General features: G+C 76.0%; 19 protein-coding genes, 3 tRNA genes and 1 pseudogene. 8 read left to right on the top strand and 15 right to left on the bottom strand.

All coding sequences use genetic code 11. The annotated features are described in order from the left end of the window. The first annotated feature begins 14 nt into the window (after positions 1–14). Positions 15–1688, top strand: a complete 1674-nt coding sequence (locus AB0N04_RS23285) for a glycosyl hydrolase family 18 protein (RefSeq protein ID WP_360209324.1) — start codon at positions 15–17, stop codon at positions 1686–1688. 173 nt (positions 1689–1861) lie between these two features. Then, positions 1862–3058 (top strand): MFS transporter, encoded by a 1197-nt coding sequence (locus AB0N04_RS23280; RefSeq protein ID WP_360209322.1) that lies wholly within the window; start codon positions 1862–1864, stop codon positions 3056–3058. A gap of 36 nt (positions 3059–3094) precedes the next feature. Here AB0N04_RS23280 and AB0N04_RS23275 read toward each other — a convergent pair whose 3' ends face one another. From AB0N04_RS23275 to AB0N04_RS23260, 4 genes are all read right to left on the bottom strand, one after another. Next, positions 3095–3727: a DJ-1/PfpI family protein gene (locus AB0N04_RS23275; RefSeq protein ID WP_360209320.1), complete on the bottom strand. Its 633-nt coding sequence runs from the start codon at positions 3725–3727 to the stop codon at positions 3095–3097. Further along, positions 3727–4713 (bottom strand): GlxA family transcriptional regulator, encoded by a 987-nt coding sequence (locus AB0N04_RS23270; protein ID WP_360209317.1) that lies wholly within the window; start codon positions 4711–4713, stop codon positions 3727–3729. The genes AB0N04_RS23275 and AB0N04_RS23270 overlap by 1 nt, the downstream gene beginning before the upstream one ends. 205 nt (positions 4714–4918) lie before the next feature. Continuing rightward, positions 4919–4992: transfer RNA gene (locus AB0N04_RS23265), tRNA-Lys, on the bottom strand. Between the two features lie 107 nt (positions 4993–5099). Then, positions 5100–6008 (bottom strand): NADP-dependent oxidoreductase, encoded by a 909-nt coding sequence (locus AB0N04_RS23260; RefSeq protein ID WP_360209315.1) that lies wholly within the window; start codon positions 6006–6008, stop codon positions 5100–5102. A 217-nt stretch (positions 6009–6225) separates the two neighbouring features. Here AB0N04_RS23260 and AB0N04_RS23255 point away from each other — a divergent pair, with 217 nt between their 5' ends. Further along, positions 6226–7809, top strand: coding sequence for a Na+/H+ antiporter (locus AB0N04_RS23255; RefSeq protein WP_360209313.1), 1584 nt, complete (start codon positions 6226–6228; stop codon positions 7807–7809). Between the two features lie 224 nt (positions 7810–8033). After that, a complete protein-coding gene (gene pgi / locus AB0N04_RS23250; protein WP_360209310.1) occupies positions 8034–9695 on the top strand; it encodes a glucose-6-phosphate isomerase in 1662 nt (553 codons plus the stop codon). Between the two features lie 114 nt (positions 9696–9809). Here the strand turns inward: pgi and AB0N04_RS23245 are convergent. The 3 genes from AB0N04_RS23245 to AB0N04_RS23235 form a co-directional block, all read right to left on the bottom strand. Further along, positions 9810–9883 (bottom strand) — tRNA-Lys (locus tag AB0N04_RS23245). Between the two features lie 68 nt (positions 9884–9951). Next, positions 9952–10509 (bottom strand): bifunctional DNA primase/polymerase, encoded by a 558-nt coding sequence (locus AB0N04_RS23240; RefSeq protein ID WP_360209307.1) that lies wholly within the window; start codon positions 10507–10509, stop codon positions 9952–9954. Between the two features lie 155 nt (positions 10510–10664). After that, positions 10665–11039 (bottom strand): hypothetical protein, encoded by a 375-nt coding sequence (locus AB0N04_RS23235; RefSeq protein WP_360209305.1) that lies wholly within the window; start codon positions 11037–11039, stop codon positions 10665–10667. Between the two features lie 317 nt (positions 11040–11356). Here AB0N04_RS23235 and AB0N04_RS23230 point away from each other — a divergent pair, with 317 nt between their 5' ends. Next, positions 11357–11674 (top strand): hypothetical protein, encoded by a 318-nt coding sequence (locus tag AB0N04_RS23230; protein ID WP_360209303.1) that lies wholly within the window; start codon positions 11357–11359, stop codon positions 11672–11674. Positions 11675–11758: 84 nt separating this feature from the next. On the opposite strand, the gene AB0N04_RS23225 is transcribed toward AB0N04_RS23230, so the two are convergent. Genes AB0N04_RS23225 through AB0N04_RS23215 form a run of 3 tightly spaced genes read right to left on the bottom strand, consistent with a single transcriptional unit; the run spans position 11759 to position 16000 of the window. Further along, on the bottom strand, positions 11759–13111 hold the full coding sequence (locus tag AB0N04_RS23225) for an AAA family ATPase (protein ID WP_360209513.1): 1353 nt from the start codon (positions 13109–13111) through the stop codon (positions 11759–11761). A gap of 8 nt (positions 13112–13119) precedes the next feature. After that, on the bottom strand, positions 13120–14745 hold the full coding sequence (locus tag AB0N04_RS23220; protein WP_360209300.1) for a hypothetical protein: 1626 nt from the start codon (positions 14743–14745) through the stop codon (positions 13120–13122). A 46-nt stretch (positions 14746–14791) separates the two neighbouring features. Continuing rightward, entirely contained in the window at positions 14792–16000 is a 1209-nt protein-coding gene (locus AB0N04_RS23215; protein WP_360209297.1) for a hypothetical protein, read from the bottom strand. Positions 16001–16189: 189 nt separating this feature from the next. On the opposite strand from AB0N04_RS23215, the gene AB0N04_RS23210 reads away from it, so the two are divergent. Continuing rightward, positions 16190–16846 (top strand): histidine phosphatase family protein, encoded by a 657-nt coding sequence (locus tag AB0N04_RS23210; protein WP_360209294.1) that lies wholly within the window; start codon positions 16190–16192, stop codon positions 16844–16846. Between the two features lie 80 nt (positions 16847–16926). Here the strand turns inward: AB0N04_RS23210 and AB0N04_RS23205 are convergent, their stop codons facing one another. Further along, a complete protein-coding gene (locus tag AB0N04_RS23205; RefSeq protein WP_360209291.1) occupies positions 16927–18525 on the bottom strand; it encodes a tetratricopeptide repeat protein in 1599 nt (532 codons plus the stop codon). 264 nt (positions 18526–18789) lie between these two features. On the opposite strand from AB0N04_RS23205, the gene AB0N04_RS23200 reads away from it, so the two are divergent. Continuing rightward, complete coding sequence (locus AB0N04_RS23200) at positions 18790–19290, top strand: hypothetical protein (protein WP_360209288.1); 501 nt, start codon at positions 18790–18792, stop codon at positions 19288–19290. 141 nt (positions 19291–19431) lie between these two features. Further along, complete coding sequence (locus AB0N04_RS23195) at positions 19432–20355, top strand: fused MFS/spermidine synthase (RefSeq protein ID WP_360209286.1); 924 nt, start codon at positions 19432–19434, stop codon at positions 20353–20355. A gap of 186 nt (positions 20356–20541) precedes the next feature. Here AB0N04_RS23195 and AB0N04_RS23190 read toward each other — a convergent pair whose 3' ends face one another. The 4 genes and pseudogenes from AB0N04_RS23190 to orn all read right to left on the bottom strand — a co-directional run. Continuing rightward, positions 20542–21477: a hypothetical protein gene (locus AB0N04_RS23190; protein WP_360209284.1), complete on the bottom strand. Its 936-nt coding sequence runs from the start codon at positions 21475–21477 to the stop codon at positions 20542–20544. 110 nt (positions 21478–21587) lie between these two features. Beyond that, positions 21588–22034: a DUF4442 domain-containing protein gene (locus AB0N04_RS23185; protein ID WP_360209282.1), complete on the bottom strand. Its 447-nt coding sequence runs from the start codon at positions 22032–22034 to the stop codon at positions 21588–21590. A 133-nt stretch (positions 22035–22167) separates the two neighbouring features. Further along, positions 22168–22243: transfer RNA gene (locus AB0N04_RS23180), tRNA-His, on the bottom strand. A gap of 209 nt (positions 22244–22452) precedes the next feature. After that, positions 22453–22980, bottom strand: a pseudogene (orn, locus tag AB0N04_RS23175) (oligoribonuclease); the annotation flags it as partial. Positions 22981–23073 lie beyond the last annotated feature (93 nt).

The following is a 23073-nucleotide window of genomic DNA, read 5'->3' as shown; positions in this document are numbered from 1 at the left end:
CCGCAGGAGCCCCCATGCCCAGAAGCTCACCCCCGCGTCCCCGCGCCCTGATCGCCGCCGGCATCGCCTCCGCCGTCGCCGCCGCCACCCTGGTCGGCCTCACCCTGGGCCTGGCGCCCGCCGCCTCGGCCGGCGAGTTCCTGGTCAACGGCGGCTTCGAGTCCGGCTCGCTCGGCCCCTGGAGCTGCAGCGGCGGCACCGGCAGCGTCGTCACCGCCCCCGTGCACGGCGGCACCCGTGCGCTGGCCGGCGCCGCCACCGCGGGCGACACCGCGCAGTGCGCCCAGACCGTGGCCGTCGCCCCCGGCACCACCTACACGCTCAGCGCGTACGTCAACGGCTCGTACGTCTACCTGGGCGTCGACGGCGGCGGCCCCAGCACCTGGACCCCCGGCACCGGCGGCGGCTACCAGAAGCTCAGCCTCAGCTTCACCACCGGCGCCAACCAGACCAGCGCCACCGTCTACACCCACGGCTGGTACGGCCAGGGCACCTACTACGCGGACGACGTCTCGCTGGACGGCCCGGGCGTCCCCACGCCCACGCCGACCGCGACCGCCTCGCCGACGGCCACCGCCTCGCCGACCGCGACCGCCAGCCCCACCGCCACGGCCTCGCCCACCGCGACGAGCAGCCCGACCGCCACCGGCACCCCGACCACCCCGCCCGCCGGCGGCCACACGCTGGTCGGCTACCTGCACGCCAGCTTCGCCAACGGCGCCGGCTACACCCGGATGGCCGACGTCCCGAACTCCTGGGACTTCATCGACCTCTCCTTCGGCGAGCCCACCTCCGTCACCTCCGGCGACATCCGCTTCAACCGCTGCTCCGCCGCCGACTGCCCGGGCGTGGAGTCCGACGCCGACTTCAAGGCCGCCATCGCCGCCAAGCGCGCCCAGGGCAAGAAGGTGCTGATCTCGATCGGCGGCCAGAACGGCCAGGTCCAGCTGACCACCGCCGCCGCCCGGGACACCTTCGTCAGCTCGGTCTCGGCGATCATCGACAAGTGGGGCCTGGACGGCCTCGACATCGACTTCGAGGGCCACTCGCTCTCCCTCAACACCGGCGACACCGACTTCAGGAACCCGACCACCCCGGTCATCGTCAACCTGATCTCGGCGCTGAGGACCCTGAAGGCCAAGTACGGCCAGGGCTTCGTGCTGACCATGGCGCCGGAGACGTTCTTCGTCCAACTCGGCTACCAGTACTACGGATCCGGCCCCTGGGGCGGTCAGGACCCGCGGGCCGGCGCCTACCTCCCGGTCATCCACGCGCTGCGCGACGACCTCACCCTGCTGCACGTCCAGGACTACAACTCCGGCTCCGTCATGGGCCTGGACAACCAGTACCACTCGATGGGCGGCGCGGACTTCCACGTCGCGATGACCGACCTGCTGCTCACCGGCTTCCCGGTGGCGGGCAACACCGCCAACGTGTTCCCGCCACTGCCCGCCTCCAAGGTGGCCGTCGGCATGCCCGCCACCACCAACGCCGGCAACGGCTACGTCTCCCCGGCCGAGGTGGACAAGGCCCTGGACTGCCTCACCCGGCTCGCCAACTGCGGCTCCTACGTGCCGCGTTCGGGCGCCCAGCCGAACCTGCGCGGGCTGATGACCTGGTCCGTCAACTGGGACCAGTTCGGCGGCCGGGAGTTCTCCAGGAACTTCGACGGGTACTTCCACCGCTGACCGGCCGCCCGGCCCCCGCGCCGTGCGGGGGCCGGGCACCGCACCGGAGCACGCGAACGCACGCGAACGGCACGCGAACGCATGCCAACGCGCCTGAACACACGTGACCGCACGTGAACCGCGCCGGAACGCACTTGAACCTGACACCGGTGTGAGGTTCGAGCATGGTCCCCATGGCGACCACACAGCTCCCGACCCCCGCGGCGCGCGGGCGGTCCCCGTTCCCGCTCCCGTCCCTGCTCGCACTGGCCACCGCCGTCTTCGTCACCGCACTGACCGAGACCCTGCCCGCAGGCGTCCTGCCCGGCATGGGCGGGGCCCTCGGCGTCGGCGAGTCGGCGGCCGGGCAGACCGTCACCGTCTACGCACTCGGCACCGCCGCCACCGCGATCCCGCTGACCGCGGCCACCGCCGGCTGGAGCCGCAAGCGGCTGCTGCTCGGTGCGATGGCCGGCTTCGCCGTGGCCAACACGGTGACCGCGGCCTCCACGAACTACCCGCTCACCATCGCCGCCCGCTTCCTCGCCGGGGTCGCGGCCGGCCTCGCCTGGGCGCTGCTGGCCGGCTACGCCCGCCGTCTGGTGCCGGCCGGGCAGCAGGGCCGGGCCATGGCCGTCGCCATGGCGGGCGTGCCGGTGGCGCTCTCGCTGGGAGTACCGGTCGGCACCTTCCTCGGCCGGGTGCTGGCCTGGTGGGTGCCGTTCCTGGCCATGACGGCACTGGCGGTCGGCGTGATCGGCTGGATCGCGGCGGCCCTGCCGGACCAGCCCGGCCGGGCGGACGGCGACCGGACCCCGGTACGGCGCGCGCTCGCCCTGCCCGGAGTCCGGCCGGTGCTCGCCGTGACGGTGCTCCTCGTCCTCGCCCACACCGTCCTGTTCACCTACGTCGCACCGTTCCTCGACCGGGCCGGCCTCGGGACCGCGACCGACTCGGTGCTGCTGGTCTTCGGGCTGGCCTCGCTGGTGGCGATCTGGTTCACCGGCGTGCACATCCACCGCCGGCTGCGGTGGCTGACCGCCGGCGGCGTCCTGCTGATCGCGGCGGCGGCGGCCCTGCTGGGCCTGTGGCCCGACGGCTCGCCGCTGGTCCACCTCGCGGCGCTGCTCTGGGGCCTGGGCTGGGGCGGCGCGCCGACCCTGCTGCAGACCGCCGCCGGCGACGCGGGCGGCGCGCAGGCGGACGCCGCCCAGGCCGCGCTGGTCACCCTGTGGAACGTCGCGATGGCGGGCGGCGGTGTGGCCGGCGGCCTGGTGCTGGGCCGGTTCGGCACCGGGGCGCTGCCGTGGACCGTCCTGCTCCTGCTGGTACCGGTCCTCGCGGTGGTGCTCGGCGCCCGGGCCCACGGCTTCCCGGCCCGGCGCACCTGACGCCCGGCCGGGAAGCCCCGGGGCCGACGGAGGACCCTAGAGCAGCAGCCCCTTCGCCAGCAGGTCCTCGACCATCCCGGCCGGCGCGGTCGCGGTGGAGCCCGTCGAGTAGGGCGGCTGCGGGTCGTACTCGATGACCAGCTGGATCGCCTCCGCGACGGAGTCCCCGGCGAGCCGGCCGGTCAGCGACAGCGCCAGGTCGATCCCGGCCGAGACCCCGGCCGCGGTGGCGTACTTGCCGTCGATCACGACCCGCTCGGCGGCCGCCGGCTCGGCGCCGTACCGGGGCAGCTGGTCCAGGCAGCACCAGTGCGAGGTGGCCCGGCGCCCGGTCAGCAGTCCGGCGGCGCCGAGCAGCAGGGAGCCCGAGCAGACCGAGGTCGTCCAGCGCGTGGTGGCGTCCACCGCGCGGACCCACTCCAGCAGGGCCGCGTCCGCGAGCCGCTCCTGCGTCCCGGGCCCGCCGGGGACGAGCAGCACGTCGGCCGCGTCCACCTCGTCCAGGGCGGCGTCGGCGGTGAGCGCCAGGCTCGCCATGTCGGTGCGCACCGGCCCGCGCCGGGCGGCGGTGAACACCACCTCGGCGCCCGGGATCCGGGACAGCACCTCGTAGGGGCCGACGGCGTCCAGGGCGGTGAACTGGTCGTACAGCAGGACGGCGATGCGCATCAGGTTCCTCCGGTTCGGTGGGTGGTGGGGCCGGGGTGGAAGCGGCGCCGGTACTCGGTGGGGGCGACGGCCAGGGCCCGGACGAAGGCGCGTCGCATCGCCTCCGGGGTGCCGTAGCCGCAGGAGCGGGCGACCTCCTCGATCCCGTCCGCGGTGTCCTCCAGCCGGCGCCGGGCCGCCTCCAGCCGCACGCGGTCCACGTACCGGCCGGGGGTGACCCCGACCTCGGCGGCGAAGGCGCGGGCGAAGTGCCGCGGGGACAGCGCCGAGCGGCGGGCCAGTGCCTCGACCGAGAGGTCGTCCTCCGGGTGTTCGGCGATCCAGCGCTGGACCTCGCGCAGCGGGTCGCGGGCCGCGACCTGGGCGGCCAGCTGGGTGCTGAACTGCGCCTGGTTGCCCGGCCGGCGCAGGAAGACCACCAGGTGACGGGCGATCAGCAGCGCGGCGTCGCGCCCGAGGTCCTCCTCGACCAGGGCGAGGGCCAGGTCGATCCCGGCGGTCACCCCGGCGGAGGTGGCCACCGGCCCGTCCCGGACGTGGATCGGCTCGGGGTCGACCCGGACGTCCGGGAAGCGCCGGGCCAGCGTGTCGCAGTACGCCCAGTGGGTGGTGGCCCGGCGGCCGGCCAGCAGTCCGGCCTCGGCGAGCAGGAACGCCCCGGTGCACACCGACGCCACCCGCTCGGCCCCCTCGGCCAGCTCCCGGATCCGCGCCACCAGTGCCGCCCGGCCCGGGTCGTCGGCCTCCGCCCCGCCGGGGACCAGCAGGGTGTCCGCCGGGCCGGCCCCGGCCAGGTCCGCGTCCGGCAGCAGCCGCAGGCCGCTGCGGCTGCGCACCGGGGCGCCGCCGGGCGAGGCGGTGGTCAGCCGGTAGGCGCCGGGCCGCCCGGCGGCGGCGCCCGCCCCCGCGAACACCTCCAGGGGGCCGGTCACGTCCAGGCTCTGCACGCCGTCGTAGAGGACGACGAGCACGCTGCGTGCTCTCATGCGGCCAGCCTGTCAGCGGGCTCCGATGGCGGCAATGACCTGTTTCCCACCTTTCCTGCCACCGCGGGCGCCCGGCCGCGGCGGCAGGTGTGCCGGAGACGGAAGGGCCCCTGGACGGGGGAGCGGCGGAAGCCCCTGGACGGGGGAGCGGAGCCGGAAACGCCGGAAGGCCCCTCGCTCTCGCGAAGGGCCTTCCGGCTGTCTGTGCGCCGCCAGGGACTCGAACCCCGGACCCGCTGATTAAGAGTCAGCTGCTCTAACCAACTGAGCTAGCGGCGCCTGCTGACGTGGAGAACATTACCTGGTCAGCAGCCGAAACACACAATCGGCCCGGACGGGCTGCAGCCGGAGCGGCCGGCGCCCGGGCCGGGGTCGGCCGGCGGCCGTCAGGGGACCAGGACGACCTTGCCCCGGACGTGCCCGGTGCCGACCATCCGGTGCGCGTCCGCGGCGCGCTCCAGCGGGAAGGCCTCGGCCACCTCCAGCCGCAGGCCGCCGGCCTCCCAGAGCCCGACCAGCTCGGCCAGCCGGGCGGCGGTCCGCTCCGCCCGCAGCCCGCGCACCCCGAGCCGTTCGGCGCCCGGGTAGTCGACCACGGTGCCGATCCGCGCCCGGTCCGCGACCAGCTCGACCGAGGCCTCCAGCGCGCCCCGCCCGGCGGCGTCGAAGGCGGCGTCCACGCCCTGCGGCGCCACCGCCCGGACCCGCTCGACCAGCCCCTCGCCGTAGGCGACGGGAACGGCGCCCAGCCCGCGCAGGTACGCGTGGTTGCGCTCGCCGGCCGTGCCGATCACGGTGGCGCCCCAGGCCCGGGCGAGCTGGACGGCGACGGTGCCGACTCCGCCGGACGCACCGTGCACCAGGACGGTGTCGCCGGGGCCGACGCCCAGCAGGCGGAGGGCCATGTGCGCGGTCTGGCCGGAGGCGGAGAGCGAGCCGGCCTGCTCCCAGGGCATCGCGGCGGGCTTGGCGACCAGCTGGGCGGTGTCCACGGTGACGAACTCGGCGTGGCAGTTCAGGAGCCGGAAGCCCAGGACCTCGTCGCCGACCTGCCAGCCGTGGCTGCCGGGGCCGAGCCGGTCGACCACCCCGGCGAACTCGTTGCCGAGGACGAACGGCGGCTCGATCCGCGCCCCGGGCGGGGAGAAGCCCTCGCGGACGGCGAGGTCGACCGGCTGGACCCCGGCCGCGCGGACCCGGACCCGCACCTCGCCCGGCCCGGGCAGCGGGTCGGGGGTCTCGGCCGCCCGCAGGACCTCCGGTCCGCCGAACCCGGGAACGGTGACTGCCTTCATGGGTGCTCCTGTCCTCTCGGTCGTGCGCGCGTGCCGCGGCGGGTCCGCGCCGGCGTGTCCGCGTCCGCGGGGGAGCGTCCGCCGCGGGCCGCGCCCCGATCCTCGAACCTGAAGCGCGCTTGAGGTCAAGCACCTCCCGGCGTGTCCCCAGGGATAGGCGCATTGTCAGATTTATCCTGGCGGCGCTCAGCCGTCCGCCGTCGAGAGGAACCTCCCCGTGGGTCAGCTGCCCCTGCTCTTCCTGGTGCTGCTCGCCTCCGTGGTGACCATGCCGCTGGCCCGCCGGACCGGGGTGCCGCAGCCGGTGCTGATGACCCTGCTCGGCATCGGCATGGCGCTCGTCCCGCAGATCCCGGACATCACCATCGAGCCCGAACTGATCCTGCCGCTGGTCCTGCCGCCGCTGATCTTCGCGGTCGCCCGGCGCTCCTCGGTCCGCTACTTCAAGGCCAACGTCCGCTCGATCCTGCTGCTCGCCGTCGCCCTGGTCGTGGTCACCACCGTCGCCGTGGCCGGCACCGTGCACTGGCTCCTGCCCGCGCTGCCGCTGGCCGCCGCGATCGCGGTCGGCGCGCTGGTCTCCCCGCCCGACCCGGTCGCCGCCGTCGCGGTGGCCGGCAGCGTCGGACTGCCCCGCCGCCTGGTGGCGATCCTGGAGAGCGAGGGCCTGTTCAACGACGTCACCGCGATCGTCATCTACTCGCTGGCCATCGACGCCGTGGTGAGCGACGACTTCTCGGCCGGCCACGCGATCCTGCGCTTCGTGCTCTCCGCGGTGCTCGCCGTGGTGGTCGGGATCGTCCTCGGCTGGGTGAACAGCAAGCTCGCCGAACTGCTGGACGACCCGACCCAGCAGGTCGCGCTCAACCTGCTGGTGCCCTTCGCCGCCTACACCATCGCCGAGGAGATCCACGGCTCCGGCGTCCTCGCCGTGGTGATCTGCGCGCTCTACCTCGCCGAGCGGGCCGCCGACGCCGACGCCGTCTCCTACCGGCTGGTCGGCAACGCCTTCTGGGAGGTCGTCGAGATCCTGATCACCGGCGTCGCCTTCGGCCTGATCGGGCTGGAGCTCGCCACCGTGCTCAAGGAGGCCGGCACCGGCTGGACCGGCATGCTCGGCGACGCCGGGGTGGTGATCGCCGTCGTCGTCCTGGTCCGGCTGCTCTGGCTGCTGCCGGCCGGCTGGGTCTCCCGACGGCTGCGCTCGGGCGAGGAGGAGGACACGCCGTTCAGCTGGCGGGAGAGCGTGGTGCTCTGGTGGTCCGGCATGCGCGGCGTGGCCACCGTCGCCCTGGCCCTCGCCATCCCGCTGACCGTGCACTCCGGCGCGGACTTCCCCGAGCGCGGCCGACTGGTCTTCATCGCCTTCAGCGTGGTGCTCTTCACCCTGCTGGTCCAGGGCCTGACCCTGCCCTGGCTGGCCAAGCGGCTGCAGCTGGACATCGACCAGGACCGCCACGAGCAGGCCGTCCGCCGGCTCTGGTGGCGGGCCGCCAAGGCCGGGCTGCTGCGGCTCGGCGAGCTGGAGGAGCAGGACCGGCTGCCCGCCGAGGTCGCCGACCGCCTGCGGGACCGTCAGCACGACCGGCTGGCCCGGCTCTGCCCGGAGAACTACGCGGAGGAGGAGGCCGCCGAGGCGAAGCTGCGGCTCTCCCAGTGGCGGGCTGCCCGGGAGGTCGAGCAGGAGATGATCGCCGCGTCCCGGCGCGAGATGCTGGTCGCCCGCAGCGAGGCGGGCACCGACCCGGAGCTGGTCGACCAGGTGCTGCGCGGGCTCGACCTGCGCTCCGAGAGGAAGTGACGCACCGTCGGTCCACCCCGCTGACACCTCCCCGTCACCGGGCGGCCGACCCGCCTCGGGACGTGACCGAACGGAATGTGCGCGGCCCCGCCGGACGTTGCATAGGCTGAGCCCGGGCAGGCCGTCAACGGAGTCGGCGCACCACCAGTACCCGCACGACCTCGCGAAACCCTCACCGCCTGGCCCTGCCGGTATCTGCACCCAGATGAATCGAGGAACCACCGATGTCGGAGACCCGCGCCGACGCCCGCACCCCGCTCGACCGGACCCCGCAGTGGGCGGCCCTCGGCAAGCACCGCGCCGAGCTGGGCGAGACGCACCTGCGCGAGCTGTTCGCCGCCGACCCGGAGCGCGGCCGCCGCTACACCCTCCAGGTCGGCGACCTGCACGTGGACTACGCCAAGCACCTGGTCACCGACGAGACGCTGGAACTGCTGCGCGAGCTCGCCGCGGCCACCGGGGTCGCCGGGCTGCGGGACGCGATGTTCCGCGGCGAGAAGATCAACAACACCGAGCAGCGCGCCGTCCTGCACACCGCGCTGCGCGCCCCGCGCGGTGCCGTGGTCGAGGTCGACGGCGAGAACGTCGTGCCCGCCGTGCACGCCGTCCTGGACAAGATGGCCGGCTTCGCCGACCGGGTCCGCGGCGGCGAGTGGCGCGGCCACACCGGCAAGGCGATCCGCACCGTCGTCAACATCGGCATCGGCGGCTCCGACCTCGGCCCCGCGATGGCCTACGAGGTGCTCCGCTCCTACGCCGAGCGCGACCTGGACGTCCGCTTCGTCTCCAACGTGGACGGCGCCGACCTGCACGAGGCGGTGCGCGACCTCGACCCGGCCGAGACGCTGTTCATCGTCGCCTCGAAGACCTTCACCACCATCGAGACCATCACCAACGCGGTCTCCGCCCGGGACTGGCTGCTCGCCGGGCTGGGCGCCGGCACCGAGGCCGTGGCCAAGCACTTCGTCGCGCTGTCCACCAACGCGCAGGGCGTGCACGACTTCGGCATCGACACCGCCAACATGTTCGAGTTCTGGGACTGGGTCGGCGGCCGCTACTCCTACGACTCGGCGATCGGCCTCTCACTGATGATCGCCATCGGCCCGGACGCCTTCCGCGAGATGCTGGACGGCTTCCACCTGGTCGACGAGCACTTCCGCACCGCCCCGCCGGAGCAGAACGTCCCGCTGCTGCTCGGCCTGCTGGGCGTCTGGTACGGCGCGTTCTTCGACGCCCAGGCGCACGCCGTGCTGCCGTACTCGCACTACCTCTCCAAGTTCACCGCCTACCTGCAGCAGCTGGACATGGAGTCCAACGGCAAGTCGGTGACCAGGGACGGCACGCCGGTGAACTGGCAGACCGGGCCGGTGGTCTGGGGCACCCCCGGCACCAACGGGCAGCACGCCTACTACCAGCTGCTGCACCAGGGCACCAAGGTGATCCCGGCCGACTTCATCGGCTTCGCCCGGCCCGTCGCCGACCTGCTCCCGGGCCTGGTCGCCCAGCACGACCTGCTGCTGGCCAACTTCTTCGCGCAGACCCAGGCGCTGGCCTTCGGCCGGACCCCGGAGGAGGTCGCGGCCGAGGGCGTGCCCGCCGAGCTCGTCCCGCACAAGACGTTCCGGGGCAACCACCCGACCACCACCATCCTGGCCGCCGAGCTGACCCCCTCGGTGCTCGGCCAGCTGGTCGCGCTCTACGAGCACAAGGTGTTCGTCCAGGGCGCGATCTGGAACATCGACTCCTTCGACCAGTGGGGCGTCGAGCTGGGCAAGGTGCTGGCCAAGCGGATCGAACCCGTGCTGCTCACCGGCGAGGGCGCCGACCAGCTGGACGGCTCCACCGCGGAGCTGGTGGCCCGCTACCGCGCACTGCGCGGCCGCTGAGCCCCGGCCGGGCCGTCCGCTCCCGCGGGCGGCCCGCCGCCCGGCGCTCCCGGGCCCCGCACGCGGAAACGCCGAAGGGCCCCTCGCTCTCGCGAGGGGCCCTTCGACCGTCTGTGCGCCGCCAGGGACTCGAACCCCGGACCCGCTGATTAAGAGTCAGCTGCTCTAACCAACTGAGCTAGCGGCGCCTGCTGACAGAGAAGACTCTAGCAGCGGCCCCGGGCCGCGCCAAAATCGAATACCGTCCGTCCGGGGTTCACCCGCCGGTCACCACCGCCGCGCCGACCGGCACCGCCGCACCGGGCTCCCGGGCCGCCCGCACGCAGGCCCACAGCACCACCGAGGCACCGGGCAGCCACGGCTCGCGGTCCTCCGGCGCGACGATCCACCGGCCGGAGCCCAGCCCCGGGGAGTCCGGGCCGTTCACCATCCGCTGCACCGGCGGCACCGTCACCGTGTCGCCCCGCCCGTGACAGAACAGCGGCGGCACGTCCCGGGCCCACTCCTCCCAGGCCAGCAGCCGGCGCAGCCTGGGCGCCGCGCCGGGCCGCACGAACAGCAGGGTCCGCCCCCGGTAGGAGGCCACCGGGCCGCAGCCGGGGCCGGAGGCCCACAGCTCGTCCAGCACCCGGCGGCCGAACAGCGACGGCATGCTGATCACGTCGAAGGCGCGACCGCAGGGCAGCACCGAGGGCGCCCACGGGCGGGCCTCCCAGAGGGCGCGCATGCTGCGCGGGTACTCGCTGGCGGAGGCGAGCCAGGCCTCCCCGGCGACGGTGACGTACTCCACCGACTGATAGGTCCAGATGTCCACGCACAGCAGCCTGCGCGCTCGGCGGGCCGGACGGGAGGGAAAGCGCCGTTCGTCGGACAGGGCGGCGCGGCACGGCGTACCCTTCCCGCCGCGCATATGCCAGCGGCCCGTGTCCGGGGCCCGTGTGGCGGACGGGGCGGATGCGGCGCCGGGGCTCAGTCCTCGTGGCGGCGGGGCTGGAGCAGCCCGCGGCCGTACTCGATCATCTTGGCCGCGTAGTCCGGGGTCCAGTCCGCGCGTCGGGCGATCTCGGTGTCCGGCAGCGCGTCGAACCGGCGCGGGTCGGCCAGCTGCGCGGCGGCGACGGCCTGGAAGTCGGTGGCCCGCTCCGCGGCGGCGCGGAAGGCCAGGGCCAGCTCGGTGGAGCGGCGCAGCAGCTCGGCGGGGTCGTCGATGGACTCCAGGTCGAAGAACCGTTCCGGCTCCGGCTCGGCGGACTGCGGCTCGAACAGCAGCTGCGCCGGACGCTGGCGTCGCGCGGGGTCGGACGGACCACCGTGGTCGGACGCCTTCGTGTGGGAGTCGGGCATGGACGGACACCTCCGGGGCTCGATGAGGGGGTGGGCGGCGGCTGCTCCGGGCCGCGCCGCCCGGTCGTGGCCGTCGTCCATTGTCGCGCGGCGACGGCCGGTAACGGAACGGTGCGCGTGCGGGCGCTATTCCCCCGCACGCGCCGGGGGCGCGCCCCCGCGGCCCGGGTACCCCTTCGGGTGGTCCCGGCGCCGTGCCGTCATCGCGGCCCGGCCTGCGGCGTTGTCCCGGGTGAACCGGCACCGGCCGACGTGCCGACGCAGGCCGATTGCCCACCGACCACCGACCGCCGTCCGACCGCCGTCCAAGGAGGACCATGCGCACCGGGAAGACCCTCGCGACCCTGTCCCTCGCCCTGCCGCTCGCCCTGCCGATCGCCGCCACGGCCCCCGACGCCGTCGCCGCCGAGACCACCGTCGTGGTGACCGGCGGGCAGAGCGCACCCGGCGGCTGGTCGACGGCGACCTGCCCGGCCCGCAGCCACCTCACCGGCGGCGGCTACACCCTCACGCCGGCCGATCCCGCCGACGCCGTCCTGGTCAGCGCCCCCGTCCCGGACGCCCCGGCCACCTGGGCGGCCCGGGCGGCCCGCGGCGTCGTCCGGGCCTACGCGCTCTGCGAGACCGAGGACTGACCGAGGACTGACCGGCACCGGCCGAGGACCGACGCCGGACCGGCCCGGGAGCGACCGCCGGGCCGCCCACGGCCGCCCCGGCGGTCAGCGCAGCCGGACCCGGTGGCCGCCGAGGTGGTGCAGCACCTCGTGATTGGCCTCCCAGCCGTCCGGGAAGCTCACCGGGGCGCCCAGCTGCACCGGCTCGGTCGACGGGTGCTCGTCCAGCAGCTCGCCGATCCCGGCCCGGGCCACCACGATGCAGGCGTGCCGGTGCCGGGAGGCGAGCACGCACAGCCGGCCCGTCTCCAGGTGGAAGGCCGTCGCGTCCGGTCGCCCGGAGAGCGGGTGCAGCACCACGGTGACGTCGTACTCGCGGCCCTGCAGCCGGTTGGCGGTGTCCACCGTGACGGCCGGGCCGGCCGCCACGTCCACCGGGACGCCCGCCCTGAGCAGGGCCGCCCGGACGGCCGCGGCCTGGTCCCGGTGGGCGGTCCCGACCGCGATCCGGCCCGCGGTGAGCGGGGCGGAGCCCTGCTCGGAGTGGGCGGTCAGCCCACGGTCCAGCAGTCGGCGGACGGTGGCCGCGACGGCCGCCACCGCCTGCGGGTCGGTGCGCACGGTGTGCCGGGCGGGCAGCTCCAGCAGGGCCCAGCCGTGCTCGGCGGCCCGGTCGATCGCGGCGTCCAGCGCCGAGCCGTCCGGCCGTACCGCGGCCGTGAGCCGGCGGTCGTCCGGCCCGGTGCCGGAGCGGAACGGCGTGTACGGGTAGAAGGCCCGCGAGATCAGCGGCGCCGCGCTGGCCGGCAGCCGCCAGGAGACCGGCAGCCGGTGCGGCTCGATCTGCGGGTTGTGCGCCAGCATGGTGACCACGGCGCTGCTCGACGGGTCGTAGGACAGGCCCGCCCACTGCTCGGTGCCGACCACGGTGAACGGGTCCAGCTGGCCGGGGTCGCCGACGAACAGCGCCCGCTCGAACAGCCGGGCCACCGCGAGCAGCGCGTCCGAGCGCATCTGGTACGCCTCGTCGACGATCGCGTGCCGCCACGGCGCCTCGGCCCGCACCCACTGCCACTTCGCCGAGGTGGAGATCACCACGTCCTGCTCGACCAGGTCGGCCACCTTGTCGGAGGGCGTGACGTTGGCGTGCCGCAGCACCTCCGGGCCGGGCCGGGCGTCCGCGGCGTGCAGCCGTCCGATCGTCAGCTCCGGCGCCTTCTCGGCCAGTCGGCCGACGAGGTCGTCCACCTGGCCGTTGGTCTGGGCGACGATCATCAACCGCTCGCCGGCCCCGACCAGTTCGCGGGCGGCGCGCACCACCAGCGTCGACTTCCCGGCCCCGGGCGGGGAGTCCACGACCACCCCGCGCGGGGCGCCGGCCGGCGGGTGGACCGTCGCCGCCAGGATCCGGGCCACGGCGGCGTCGGCGGCCTCGCCGGGCGCCTGCTCGGTGCTCATCCCGCCCATCACTCCCACTCCTCGGCGGCGGACGGCCCGGCCGCGGGCGCGGCGCCGGGCGGGCCGCCGTGCGTCCACGGGGTCTCGTCCGGATCGGGCAGCGGGGCGGACTGGCGGACCGTCAGCTCGAAGAGCGTGAAGGTCACCGGTTCGCCGGGCTCCGGCAGGCTGCCCGGCTCCGGCTCCTTCCTGCGGCCCATGCCGGACAGCACGCGCAGGGTGATCGTCCCCGCGGCCTGGTCGACCGCGGCGATCTCTGCCTTCTGCGCGGACGGCCCTGCGCCGCCCTCCGGCCGGGGGAACCCCCGGACCCGGTGCGCCTCCCGCCCGAGGTCGGCGTGCGGGCGGTCGGTCGTCCGCAGGGTGACCAGCGGGCGCGGCTTGGGGGAGCGGCCGGAGGTGTCGTAGTCCGGCACCACCTCCGTCACCACGCCGGTGAACGCCTCTCCCGCCAGACGGTGTTCGGCCATCGCCAGCGGATCGTCCAGCGCCTCCTGGACGTCCAGCCGGGCCTGCTCGCGCTCGCGCTGGGCGAGCTTGCGGGCGGCCGTCACCGCGTCGTCCTGCCGGGGCTGCGGCGGCTCGCCGGCGGCCAGCCGGTCCCGGTGGCCGGTGTAGGACCAGCGGTCGCCCGTCCAGCGCTCCGCCAGGTGCCCGGCCGGCGGCAGCGCCCGCAGCAGGTCCAGGCCGTGCCAGACGTCCCGCCAGGTGGGCAGCAGTACTGCCGTCAGCGCCTCGCGCAGCTGCCCGACGGCCGCCCGGACGGCGTCCCGGGCCCGTTCGGCGGCGGGCTCGTCCCCCTGCTCGGCGGCGTGCCGCAGGGCGGCCGCGGCGGCGTCGTAGCGGGCGATCGCCGGGGCGAGCACGGCCTCGTCGAACTGCGGGTCCGTGGCCGGACCGGCCGGCGGGTGCAGCAGCTGCCCGCGGTCGTCCCGGGCCGACTCGGCGCGCTCGGCGGCCTCGGCGCCGGTCAGCCCGTCCGGCGGTGCGTGCCAGGCCAGCCGGGCGGCCAGGTGCTGGTCCTCGAGGTGGCTCTGGCCGGTGGCCCAGTGCCGGGCCAGCAGGCCGGTCATCGACAGCAGCAGGCAGGTGCCGGGCACCTGGGCGCGGTCGGTGAGGTGGGTCAGCCAGCGGCCGAGCAGCGGCACCCGCACCGGCGCCGGGTAGGGGCCCGGTTCGGCGTCCTCGGCCGTGCGGCGGAACCGGGTCGAGCGTCCGAGCAGGGCGAGGTGCTGCACGCCGGCGCCGTTCGGCACGATCAGCTGCGGCGCGTCGGAGCACAGCTCCCGGAACACCTGGGTCTTCTCGCCCGTCTCCGGGTCCTTCTCGGAGCCCTCGATCTGCTCCACGTCCTCGGCGAAGGACTCCAGGTAGGGCAGCAGGTCGGCGGCCAGGCCGGCCAGGAAGTCGAAGCGCAGGGTCCGGTTGAGCGGCTGCGGCACCAGGTGCACCCGGGGCCGTTCCCGGTCGGTGCCCAGCATCACCGCCAGCGGCGCGCCGGACTCGCCGGCCGCGGTCAGCGGCACCAGCACCATCGGGCGGTCCGACAGGTGCCGGTGCCGGACGGTGGCCAGCGGCTCGGCCCGGCCGCTGCGGACGGCCTCCAGCCGGGCGAGGGTGGTCAGCAGGCTCATGCGCCCGCCCCGCCGCGGCCGGGCACCGGCCCGTCGCCGCGCCCGCTCACCGTGCGGCTCCGACCAGTGCCCGGCCCAGCGCCTCGGCGCGCAGGGCGGCCGCGTAGGCCAGCCGTTCGGCGGCCTCGTCGGTGTCGGCACCCGTCTCCTCGGCGGCGGCCAGCGCCTGCGCCACCGTCCGGATGCTGCCCAGCTCGCCGCGCACGCCGCGGCCCAGCTGCTCGACCCGGTCGTCGCAGCGGGCCCGGGCACGGCAGTGGAAGCCGAGCTCGCAGGTGGAGAGGCAGTCCGGGCTGTACGCGGCCGGCACCGCCTCCACCGAGGCGGTCAGCTCCTCGGCGGAGCGGGCGGGGTCGCCGTCCTCGCGGGTGGCCAGGTCGAAGTCGGCCCCGGCGGGCAGCTCCGCGAGCAGCCGGCCGATGCCGGTCAGCCGGCTCAGCTGGCGGCGGGTGGTGGCGAGCTCCCGGCGGACGTCGACGGCGACGGCCGTCGGCCGGTTGCCGAAGTCCTTCGGGCAGACCAGCAGCACGCTCGACCGGGGGCTGCCCGGCAGCGCCTGCTCGGTGTACGGGTCCTCGGCGAGCGGCCGGCCGGCCCGTGCGGCGGCGGCGTGCTGGAGCGCCAGCACGTAGACCGCGGCCTGGCGGGCGGCGGCACCGACCTTGGCCGGGTCGGCACCGCCGTCCAGCACCGGGAAGGACTTGATCTCGACCACGGTGCACCGCCCGCCGTGCACCACGACGGCGTCCGGCTCCAGGTAGGCGGTGCCGCCGGCCACGTCCAGCCGCAGCATCGGGTGGTCCAGCAGCGTCCAGGCCTCCGGCTCGGCGGCGGCCCGGGCGAGCGCCTCGGCCGTCCGGTCGGCCCGGACGGCGGGGCCGGAGCGGTGCAGCAGGTCCGGGACCAGCAGCGGGGCGCCGCCGCCGTCCACCGGGACGCCGAGGCGGGCCCGCAGCGGCTCCAGCAGTGCGGCGTAGTCGTCCGCCTTCAGCCGGGCCTCGAAGATCACGCCGCGGGAGATCGCGAACGGGGACTGCCCGAAGGGGGCGGGGCGGCCGAGCCGGGCGGCCAGTGCCGACTTGTCCACCCCGGCCGCGTCGAGCACGGCGCGGCGGTGGCAGCCCGGATTGGCGGCGAGCGCGGCGAGGGAGCGGGCGTTCAGACTGCGCTGCGGTGCCGGTCCGCGCAGCTCGGCGAGCCGCTGGGCGAGCGGCTCAGCGTGCCCGCTGGACGGGACGTTCGTCGAGACGTTCATGGTGCGGCCCAGTGTCGCATCCGGGTCCGACAACGCGGTGCGGCCCGGCCCGTTCCGGCCTGCGGCCGCCCGCCCCCGCCAACTCCCCCCGCCCGGGATCGTGTCCGCCGTCCGGGTGAGGGATCATGGAACCCGGTGCTCAAGGGTGAGACCGAACGTTGCCACCGCCCCGCTGCGAGGAGCCCCCCCATGCCCGCCCGAATCGTGCTGGTCCGCCACGGCGAGACCGAATGGTCGGCCACCGGCCGCCACACCGGCCGCACCGACATCCCGTTGACCGAGGAGGGCCGCGCGATGGCCCGGGCGCTCGGCGCCCGCCTCGCCAGGGCCCCCTGGAACGGGCTCTCGGACGCGCTCGTCTACACCAGCCCGCTCGGCCGCGCCAGGGAGACCTGCGAGCTGGCCGGCCTCGGCGACCGCGCGGTCGACCGCCCGGAGCTCCTGGAGTGGGACTACGGCCAGTACGAGGGCCGCACCGGTGCGGACATCCGCGCCGCCGACCACCCCGGCTGGCTGATCTGGCGCGACGGCGTGCCCGGCGGCGAGAAGCTCTCCGAGGTGGCCGCCCGGGTGGACGCCCTGCTCGCCGACCTCAACGAGGAACACGGCGTCCCGGACGAGGACACCACCGTCATGCACTGCGCGGACCGCGACGTCGTGCTCTTCGCGCACGGCCACCTGCTGCGCATCCTGACCGCCCGCTGGCTGGGCCTGCCGCCCGAGTTCGCCCAGCGGTTCAAGCTCGGCACCGCCGCGCTCTGCGTGCTGTCCTGGGAGTACGGCGCCCCGGCCGTCGAGGTCTGGAACGACCTCTCCCACCTGGAGGGGACGGGCGCCGCCCACTGACGCGTCGTTCACGGCGCGCCGCCCACTGGCGCACTGCCCACCGACGCTTCGCCCACCGACGCGCCGTCGACCGCCGTGCCTCAGGCGGCCGCCGCCCGGTCGTACCCGACCAGGAAGCGGCGCACCTCGGGCACGGCGGCGTGGCCGCGCAGCCGTCCGGCGGTGTCCGCCAGCATGCCGCGGATCCGCGCCGAACGGACCTCGCCGAACAGCGCCACGGCGGCCGAGCCGTGGTGCGCCGCGCCCACCAGGTCGCCCCGGCCGAGCCGGTCGTGTGCGAGTTCGGCGGTGTAGAGGACCCGGTTGCGCACGAAGTGCGGCTCCTGAAGCGCTATGGCCAGCGCGGCCTGCTCGCTGGCGCGGTCCCAGTCGCCGAGCGCCGACCAGCACTGCGACTGCAGACCGGCGAGCTCCGCCTCGCCGAAGAAGGACATCCACTCCGGGTCGGCGTCGACGGGGCCGTGGTCGAAGAGCGTGCGGGCCCGGGTGAGGGCGCGTTCGCAGGCGGTGCGGTCCTGCAGCACGGCCCAGCCGCCGGCCTCGCGCATGGCCAGCAGGGCGAGCAGCCGGTCGGAGCCGAGCCGGCGGGCGGCGACCTGGCCGGCCTGGGCGGCGCGCAGCGCCTCGCGGGGCCGGCCGGCGTCGCGGGCGAGGAAGGCGCTGTTGCAGAAGACATGCGCCTCCAGGGCGGCGTCGCCGGCCATCCGGGCGGTGGCGAGCGCTTCCGCGTAGAGCGAGCGGGCGTCCGCGAGCCGGTTCGAGTCGTGGGCCAACCAGCCCACCGAGATGGCGAGTTCGCCGGCCCCGGCCTGGAGCCTGCGTTCGGTCTCCGCGCTGTACTCACCCTCGTTGAGCAGCACGTAGGCGGTGCGCAGCGACTGCCCGGCGCGTTCGAACAGGGTGTCGCCGCCGTGCGCGTCGTCGGCCAGCCGGATGTCCCGGACGGCCTGTTCGACGCCGAGCACCTCGGCGACGCCGACCTTGCGCAGCGGCGGCACCGGTCCCGGGCGGCCCGGCACCAGGGGGCCGGGTCCGGGGCCGAACAGTCGCGGCACGGCGGGGTCGGTGGCGGGGCCGCCGGCAGCGGTGGCGCGGCCGGCGGCGGCCGCGGCCGGCCGCTCGATGCCGATCACGGCGGCCAGCGCGGTCGAGCCGCCGGCCAGGAACGTACGGCGACGCACGTCGTCGTTCTCCTCGTCGAGATAGGGCGATCCGTCGGACCCCCGGGGCACCGCGCCGGCCCCCGGCCACGGGGGCCCGTCCGGAGCGGTTGGATCCGCGTACGGCGAGGCAGCGTACGGGAGTTGGGTGGAGAGCGGTGAGCGCGGGGCGGGCAGGGGCGGGAACGGGGGGTGGCACGTGGGGGGTTCGGCCCGCAGGCCGCCGGGGGTCGCCGTGCGGCCCCGGACGGCGGTGCGGGGGGAGAAGCCGAGGTCGGTGAGCGTGCGGTCCGGCCACATGTGCCGGAACACCCGCTCGTAGGCGTAGTTGGGACAGCGGATCTCACCGGACTCGACCCGCCCGACGTAGCGCGCGTCGCAGGACACGTGCTCGCCGATCTCGCGGGCGGCCCGGCGCACCGCCGTGGCGAACTCGCCGGGAGAGCGATCGCCGCGCAGCGCGCGCATCACGGAGTTGGGGGACGGGCGGTTCGGCTCGGCCGGTGGGGTGGCTGCCATGCCGCCGACAGTACCGGGCGTGACCGGTCGACCACGGCGGGTTCACGGGAGATGTGCTGTCAATCCGGTACATACCGGGCTTTGTTGCGGGTATCCGCCATGAAATGCCATGGCTTGCTGTAAGGCGCCCCGTGGCCTGCCGGGCGTCCACCGCGTTGTCCTGATACGTGGAAGCCCGGGCCCCGCCCCGGCCCGTCGCCCGCCCCGCGGCCCCCACCTCCCGGACGGCGGCGGCTTCCGACCCGACGAGGTACAGGAGGGCCCATGATGGCCACCGGACTGCCGCAGTACCGACCCGTCGTCGGAGGGGCGCTCGCCGGCGCCGCCCCCGCCCTGCTCCCCGAACCCGCCGACGAACGGATCCCCGGTCGCGGGCCGGTCGAGGGCGGCCGGGCCCCCTGCGGCGCGCGGAACCGCACCGGAGCCGCCGAGGACACCCCCGCCACCTCCTACGACACCGTGACCGTCGCGCTGCGGCACGGCCTGGAGGCGGTCGACATCCTGCGCCTGCGCCGTGCCTGCGGCGCCGTCCTGCAGAGCCGCAACGGCAGCACCGTCGTCTTCCTCGTCCCCGCCGGCACCTGCGACACCTGGCACCTGCCCGGCAGCTCCTGCACGGCCGGCGCCCTGCTGCCCGGCGCCACCGACCCGCGCTGGGTGATCCCCCCGGCCGGCGTCGCGCGCCCCACCGACGCCTGGGTGCTCCGTTCCGCCCTGTGCGAGGCCGCCTGCACGCTCACCGCCGGCGGACTCGGCCCGTTCTAGCGTGCGTGCCGTGCGGATCCCGCCGGGCCCGCGAGCCCGACCCGCCCCTCCGGCCGGATCCACCCGGTACGCCCCTCGACGCCCCTGACCTGTGACGACCGGCCTGTGACGCCGCCCCGTCCGGCGGCGATAATGGCCGGCATGGGACGAAGCAGAGCCGCCCGCGGCACGGGCCGCGACACCGAGCGCGACACCGGACCGGCCGCCACCGGCCCCGGCGGCCGCACCCGCGCCCAGGGCCCGCTCACCCGCCCCGTCGGCTCCGGCCTCGCCGAGCTGCGCCCCGACCGCGACCGGCCCGACGCCTGGTCGCTGCTGATCGACGGCGCCCCGCAGTCCCTGGTCGACCTCGCCGACCCCACCCACCTGGGCTTCGAGTACCAGCGCCGGCTCGGCCACCTGATCGACCTGGCCGCCCCGCCGGGCCGACCGCTCACCGTCCTGCACCTCGGCGGCGGCGCCCTCACCCTGGCCCGCTACGTCGCCGCCACCCGGCCCCGCTCCCGCCAGCAGGTCGCCGAGATCGACACCGCGCTCACCGAACTCGTCCGCACGGAACTCCCGTTGGAGCGCGGCTGGCAGATCAAGGTGCGCGGCGCCGACGCCCGCAGCGTGCTGGAGCGCACCCCCGAGGGCAGCGTCGACCTGGTCATCACGGACGTCTTCTCCGGCGCCCGCACCCCGGCCCACTGCACGACCGTCGAGTTCACCGCCCTCGCCGCCCGCGCCCTCGCCCCCGGCGGGCGGTACGCGGCGAACATCGCCGACGGCTCGGCCCTGCGCTTCGCCCGCTCCCAGGTGGCCACCCTCGGTGCCGTCTTCCCCGAGCTGTGCCTGATCGCCGACCCGGCCGTGCTGCGCGGCAAGCGCTTCGGCAACCTCGTCCTCGCGGCCGGCCACGACCCGCTGCCGCTGGCCGACCTCACCCGCCGGGTCGCCTCCGACGCGGCGCTCGGCCGGGTCGAACACGGGCCCGGGCTCACCGACTTCACGGCCGGCGCCGTCCCGGCCACCGACGCCACCGCCGCCCCTTCGCCGGCCCCGCCGCCGGGCGTCTTCCGCTGACCGGTCCGGCCGTCCCGTCCGCCTGGGCGCCACCCTGACGGGCCCGACCTGACCTGGCCCGCCCCGACCCGACCTGACCGGGCCTGACCGGCCTGCCGTCCGGCCGCCGTCCGGTCCGGCTCGCGTGCGAACTCCCGCCGCGCCTCCGGCGGGTGGGCCCGTTGCCGTCCTCCCGGGCCGGGCCCGTCAGTGTCCGCGCGGCAGGCCGCGGTGCTTGCACATGGCCGCGCCGGTCAGCAGCAGTCCGGCGGCGATCGGGGCGAGGACGGCGGTCACCGTGGCGGAGTCGTCGCCGACGGCCGTGACCGGGGCGGTCTCGGCGAGGGCGATCGGCGCGGCCGGACCGTCAGGCGTGACGGTGCTCACCGGCGCGGCGGTGGCGGTGCCGGCGACGCCCCGGTCGGCCGTGCTCCGCGGGTCCGGGGCGACGGTCTCCCGGGCGGGCGGGGGCGTGGCGGCCGCCCGGGGCTGGTGGGGCGCGTGGGCGGTGGCCGCGGTGCGGCCGGGGCCGCTGCCGGGCCGGGCGGCGGTGGGCGGTGCGGACGGTTCGCCCTCGCGGGGCGCGCGGGCCTCGACGCGGCGGCCCTGCGCGGGGGCGGTGTCGAGCAGGCCGGAGGCGATCGCGAAAGCGTCGGGGACGGCGGCCCGTTGGCCGGGGAGGGGGAGCCCGCCGGCCCGGATCCGGTCCTGGAGGAGGCCGCCGACGGCGCCGGTGGTCCCGGCGAGTCCGGTGCCGGGCGGTTCGCCGACGGGCCCGGAGGGCCGGGCGGTCTCCCCGCCCGGTTGGTGCCCGGCCTCGGGGGGCGGTCCGGCTGATGTCCCGTCGGGCGGGGATCCGCCGGTGGCGGGGCGGCTCCGGGGCGCCCCGCGCGGGGCCGGTCCGCCGTGCGCGCCGCCGTCGTGCGGCGCGGTCCGTCGGACGGCGGGCCGGGTCCCCTCCGGCGGGGGTTCGGCGGAGGCCGCGTACGCTCCGGGTGCGCCGATCCCCCAGAGCTGGGCGAGGAGCGCGCCGCCGGCCGCGACCGCGCGGGGGTGCGGCAGCCACCGTCGGATCGCGCGCCGCGCTCCGGTGACGCCGCGGGGGGCGGGCTCCTGGGGCCTGGTCGCGTGATTGGCTCGCACGTGAGTCGAGAACGAGCGGACGGGGCGTGAGGTCACGCCGGCCGTCACGGACGGTCATCGCGCGAGTGGCCCGGGGGGTCGGACCCCCGGGGCCACCGGCCGCGGGGTGGTCAGGAGTTGGGGCGCAGGGTCCAGGTGACCGTCATCACACCGGTGACGGCGCCGTCGGCGCGGGTGATCTCGACGGTGACCGGGAACTCGGGGCGGCCACCGGCGTCCAGCTCGGCGACGACCTCGCCGGCCGGGCGGCCGAGCAGGGCGGTGGCGGTGACCTCGCCCATGGCGAGCTTCTTGTAGGCGATCTCGGCGTTCACGGCGAGCGGCACGGCCCGGGAGAGCTGGTCGCCGAAGGCGGCGAGCACGATGCAGCCGCTGGCGGACTCGGCGAGGGTGAACATCGCGCCGGCGTGCGGGCCGCCGACGTGGTTGTGGTACGCGGGCTGGTCGGGCAGCCGGAGCACCGCGCGCTCCGGGGTGGTCTCCAGGTACTCGAGCTTGAGGGTGTGCGCCATCGGCACGGTGGAGTCGAGCAGCTGGCCGATCGAAGGAGTCGTCATGGCGGCAATGTTACTTGTCGGTAGCTTCTGGCGGCAGGTCTGCGCCGGGAAAACCCGAACCGCCGGGGAGAACTGAGGGAACGCGAAAACGCCCGAGGGGCCGACCTCTTGAAGAGATCGGCCCCTCGGGCTCTGGGGTGAGTGACGGGACTCGAACCCGCGGCCACCTGGACCACAACCAGGTGCTCTACCAACTGAGCTACACCCACCATCTGTCCGGTCCGTTCCCGCTCTCGCGTTCCCGTTCCGACAGGAAGAACTCTACAGGATCCGAGAGGGTGCTCGCGCCAGGGTTTCGTTCGGGCGGACGCGGGCACTCCGCGCACCCCTGCGGGCCCGCGGCGGCGGGGTCGGGTGGCGGCCGTCGGTGGCGGGGTCCGGGGCGGCCGGGGCCCCGCCACCGGGGACGGTCCGCCGGTCAGGCCGTCGGAGCCTGGTACTTCTCGGCGATGGCGCGCGCGGTGTCGGTGTCCGGGCCGGGCTGCGGGACGAACACCGCCTCGCGGTAGTAGCGCAGTTCGTCGATGCTCTCGCGGATGTCGGCGAGCGCCCGGTGGTTCCCGCCCTTCTGCGGGCTGTTGTAGTAGGCCTTCGGGTACCAGCGGCGGGCCAGCTCCTTGATCGAGGAGACGTCCACGATCCGGTAGTGCAGGTGCTTCTCCAGCGCCGGCATGTCCCGGGCCAGGAAGCCGCGGTCGGTGGCCACCGAGTTCCCGCACAGCGGCGTCCGGCCGGCCTCCGGCACGTGCTCGCGGATGTACGCGAGCACCCGCTCCTCGGCCTCGGCCAGCGTCACGCCGTGCTCCAGCTCCTCCAGCAGGCCGGAGGAGGTGTGCATGGCGCGCACCACCTCGGGCATGTTCGCCAGCGCCTCCGCCGGCGGGCGGATGACGACGTCCACGCCCTCGCCGAGGATGTTCAGCTCGGAGTCCGTCACCAGCGCCGCCCTGGGGATCGATGTCCAGTCCCAGGACGTTGCAGCCGAGGTGGTGGATGTTGCGTTCGATGCCCGACCGCGTGCTGAGCCCGGGGGTCCTGG

Origin of the sequence: Kitasatospora sp. NPDC051702 (assembly GCF_040681575.1) — a bacterium.
GTDB lineage: Bacteria > Actinomycetota > Actinomycetes > Streptomycetales > Streptomycetaceae > Kitasatospora.
This window is presented reverse-complemented; position numbering and strand designations above follow the sequence as displayed.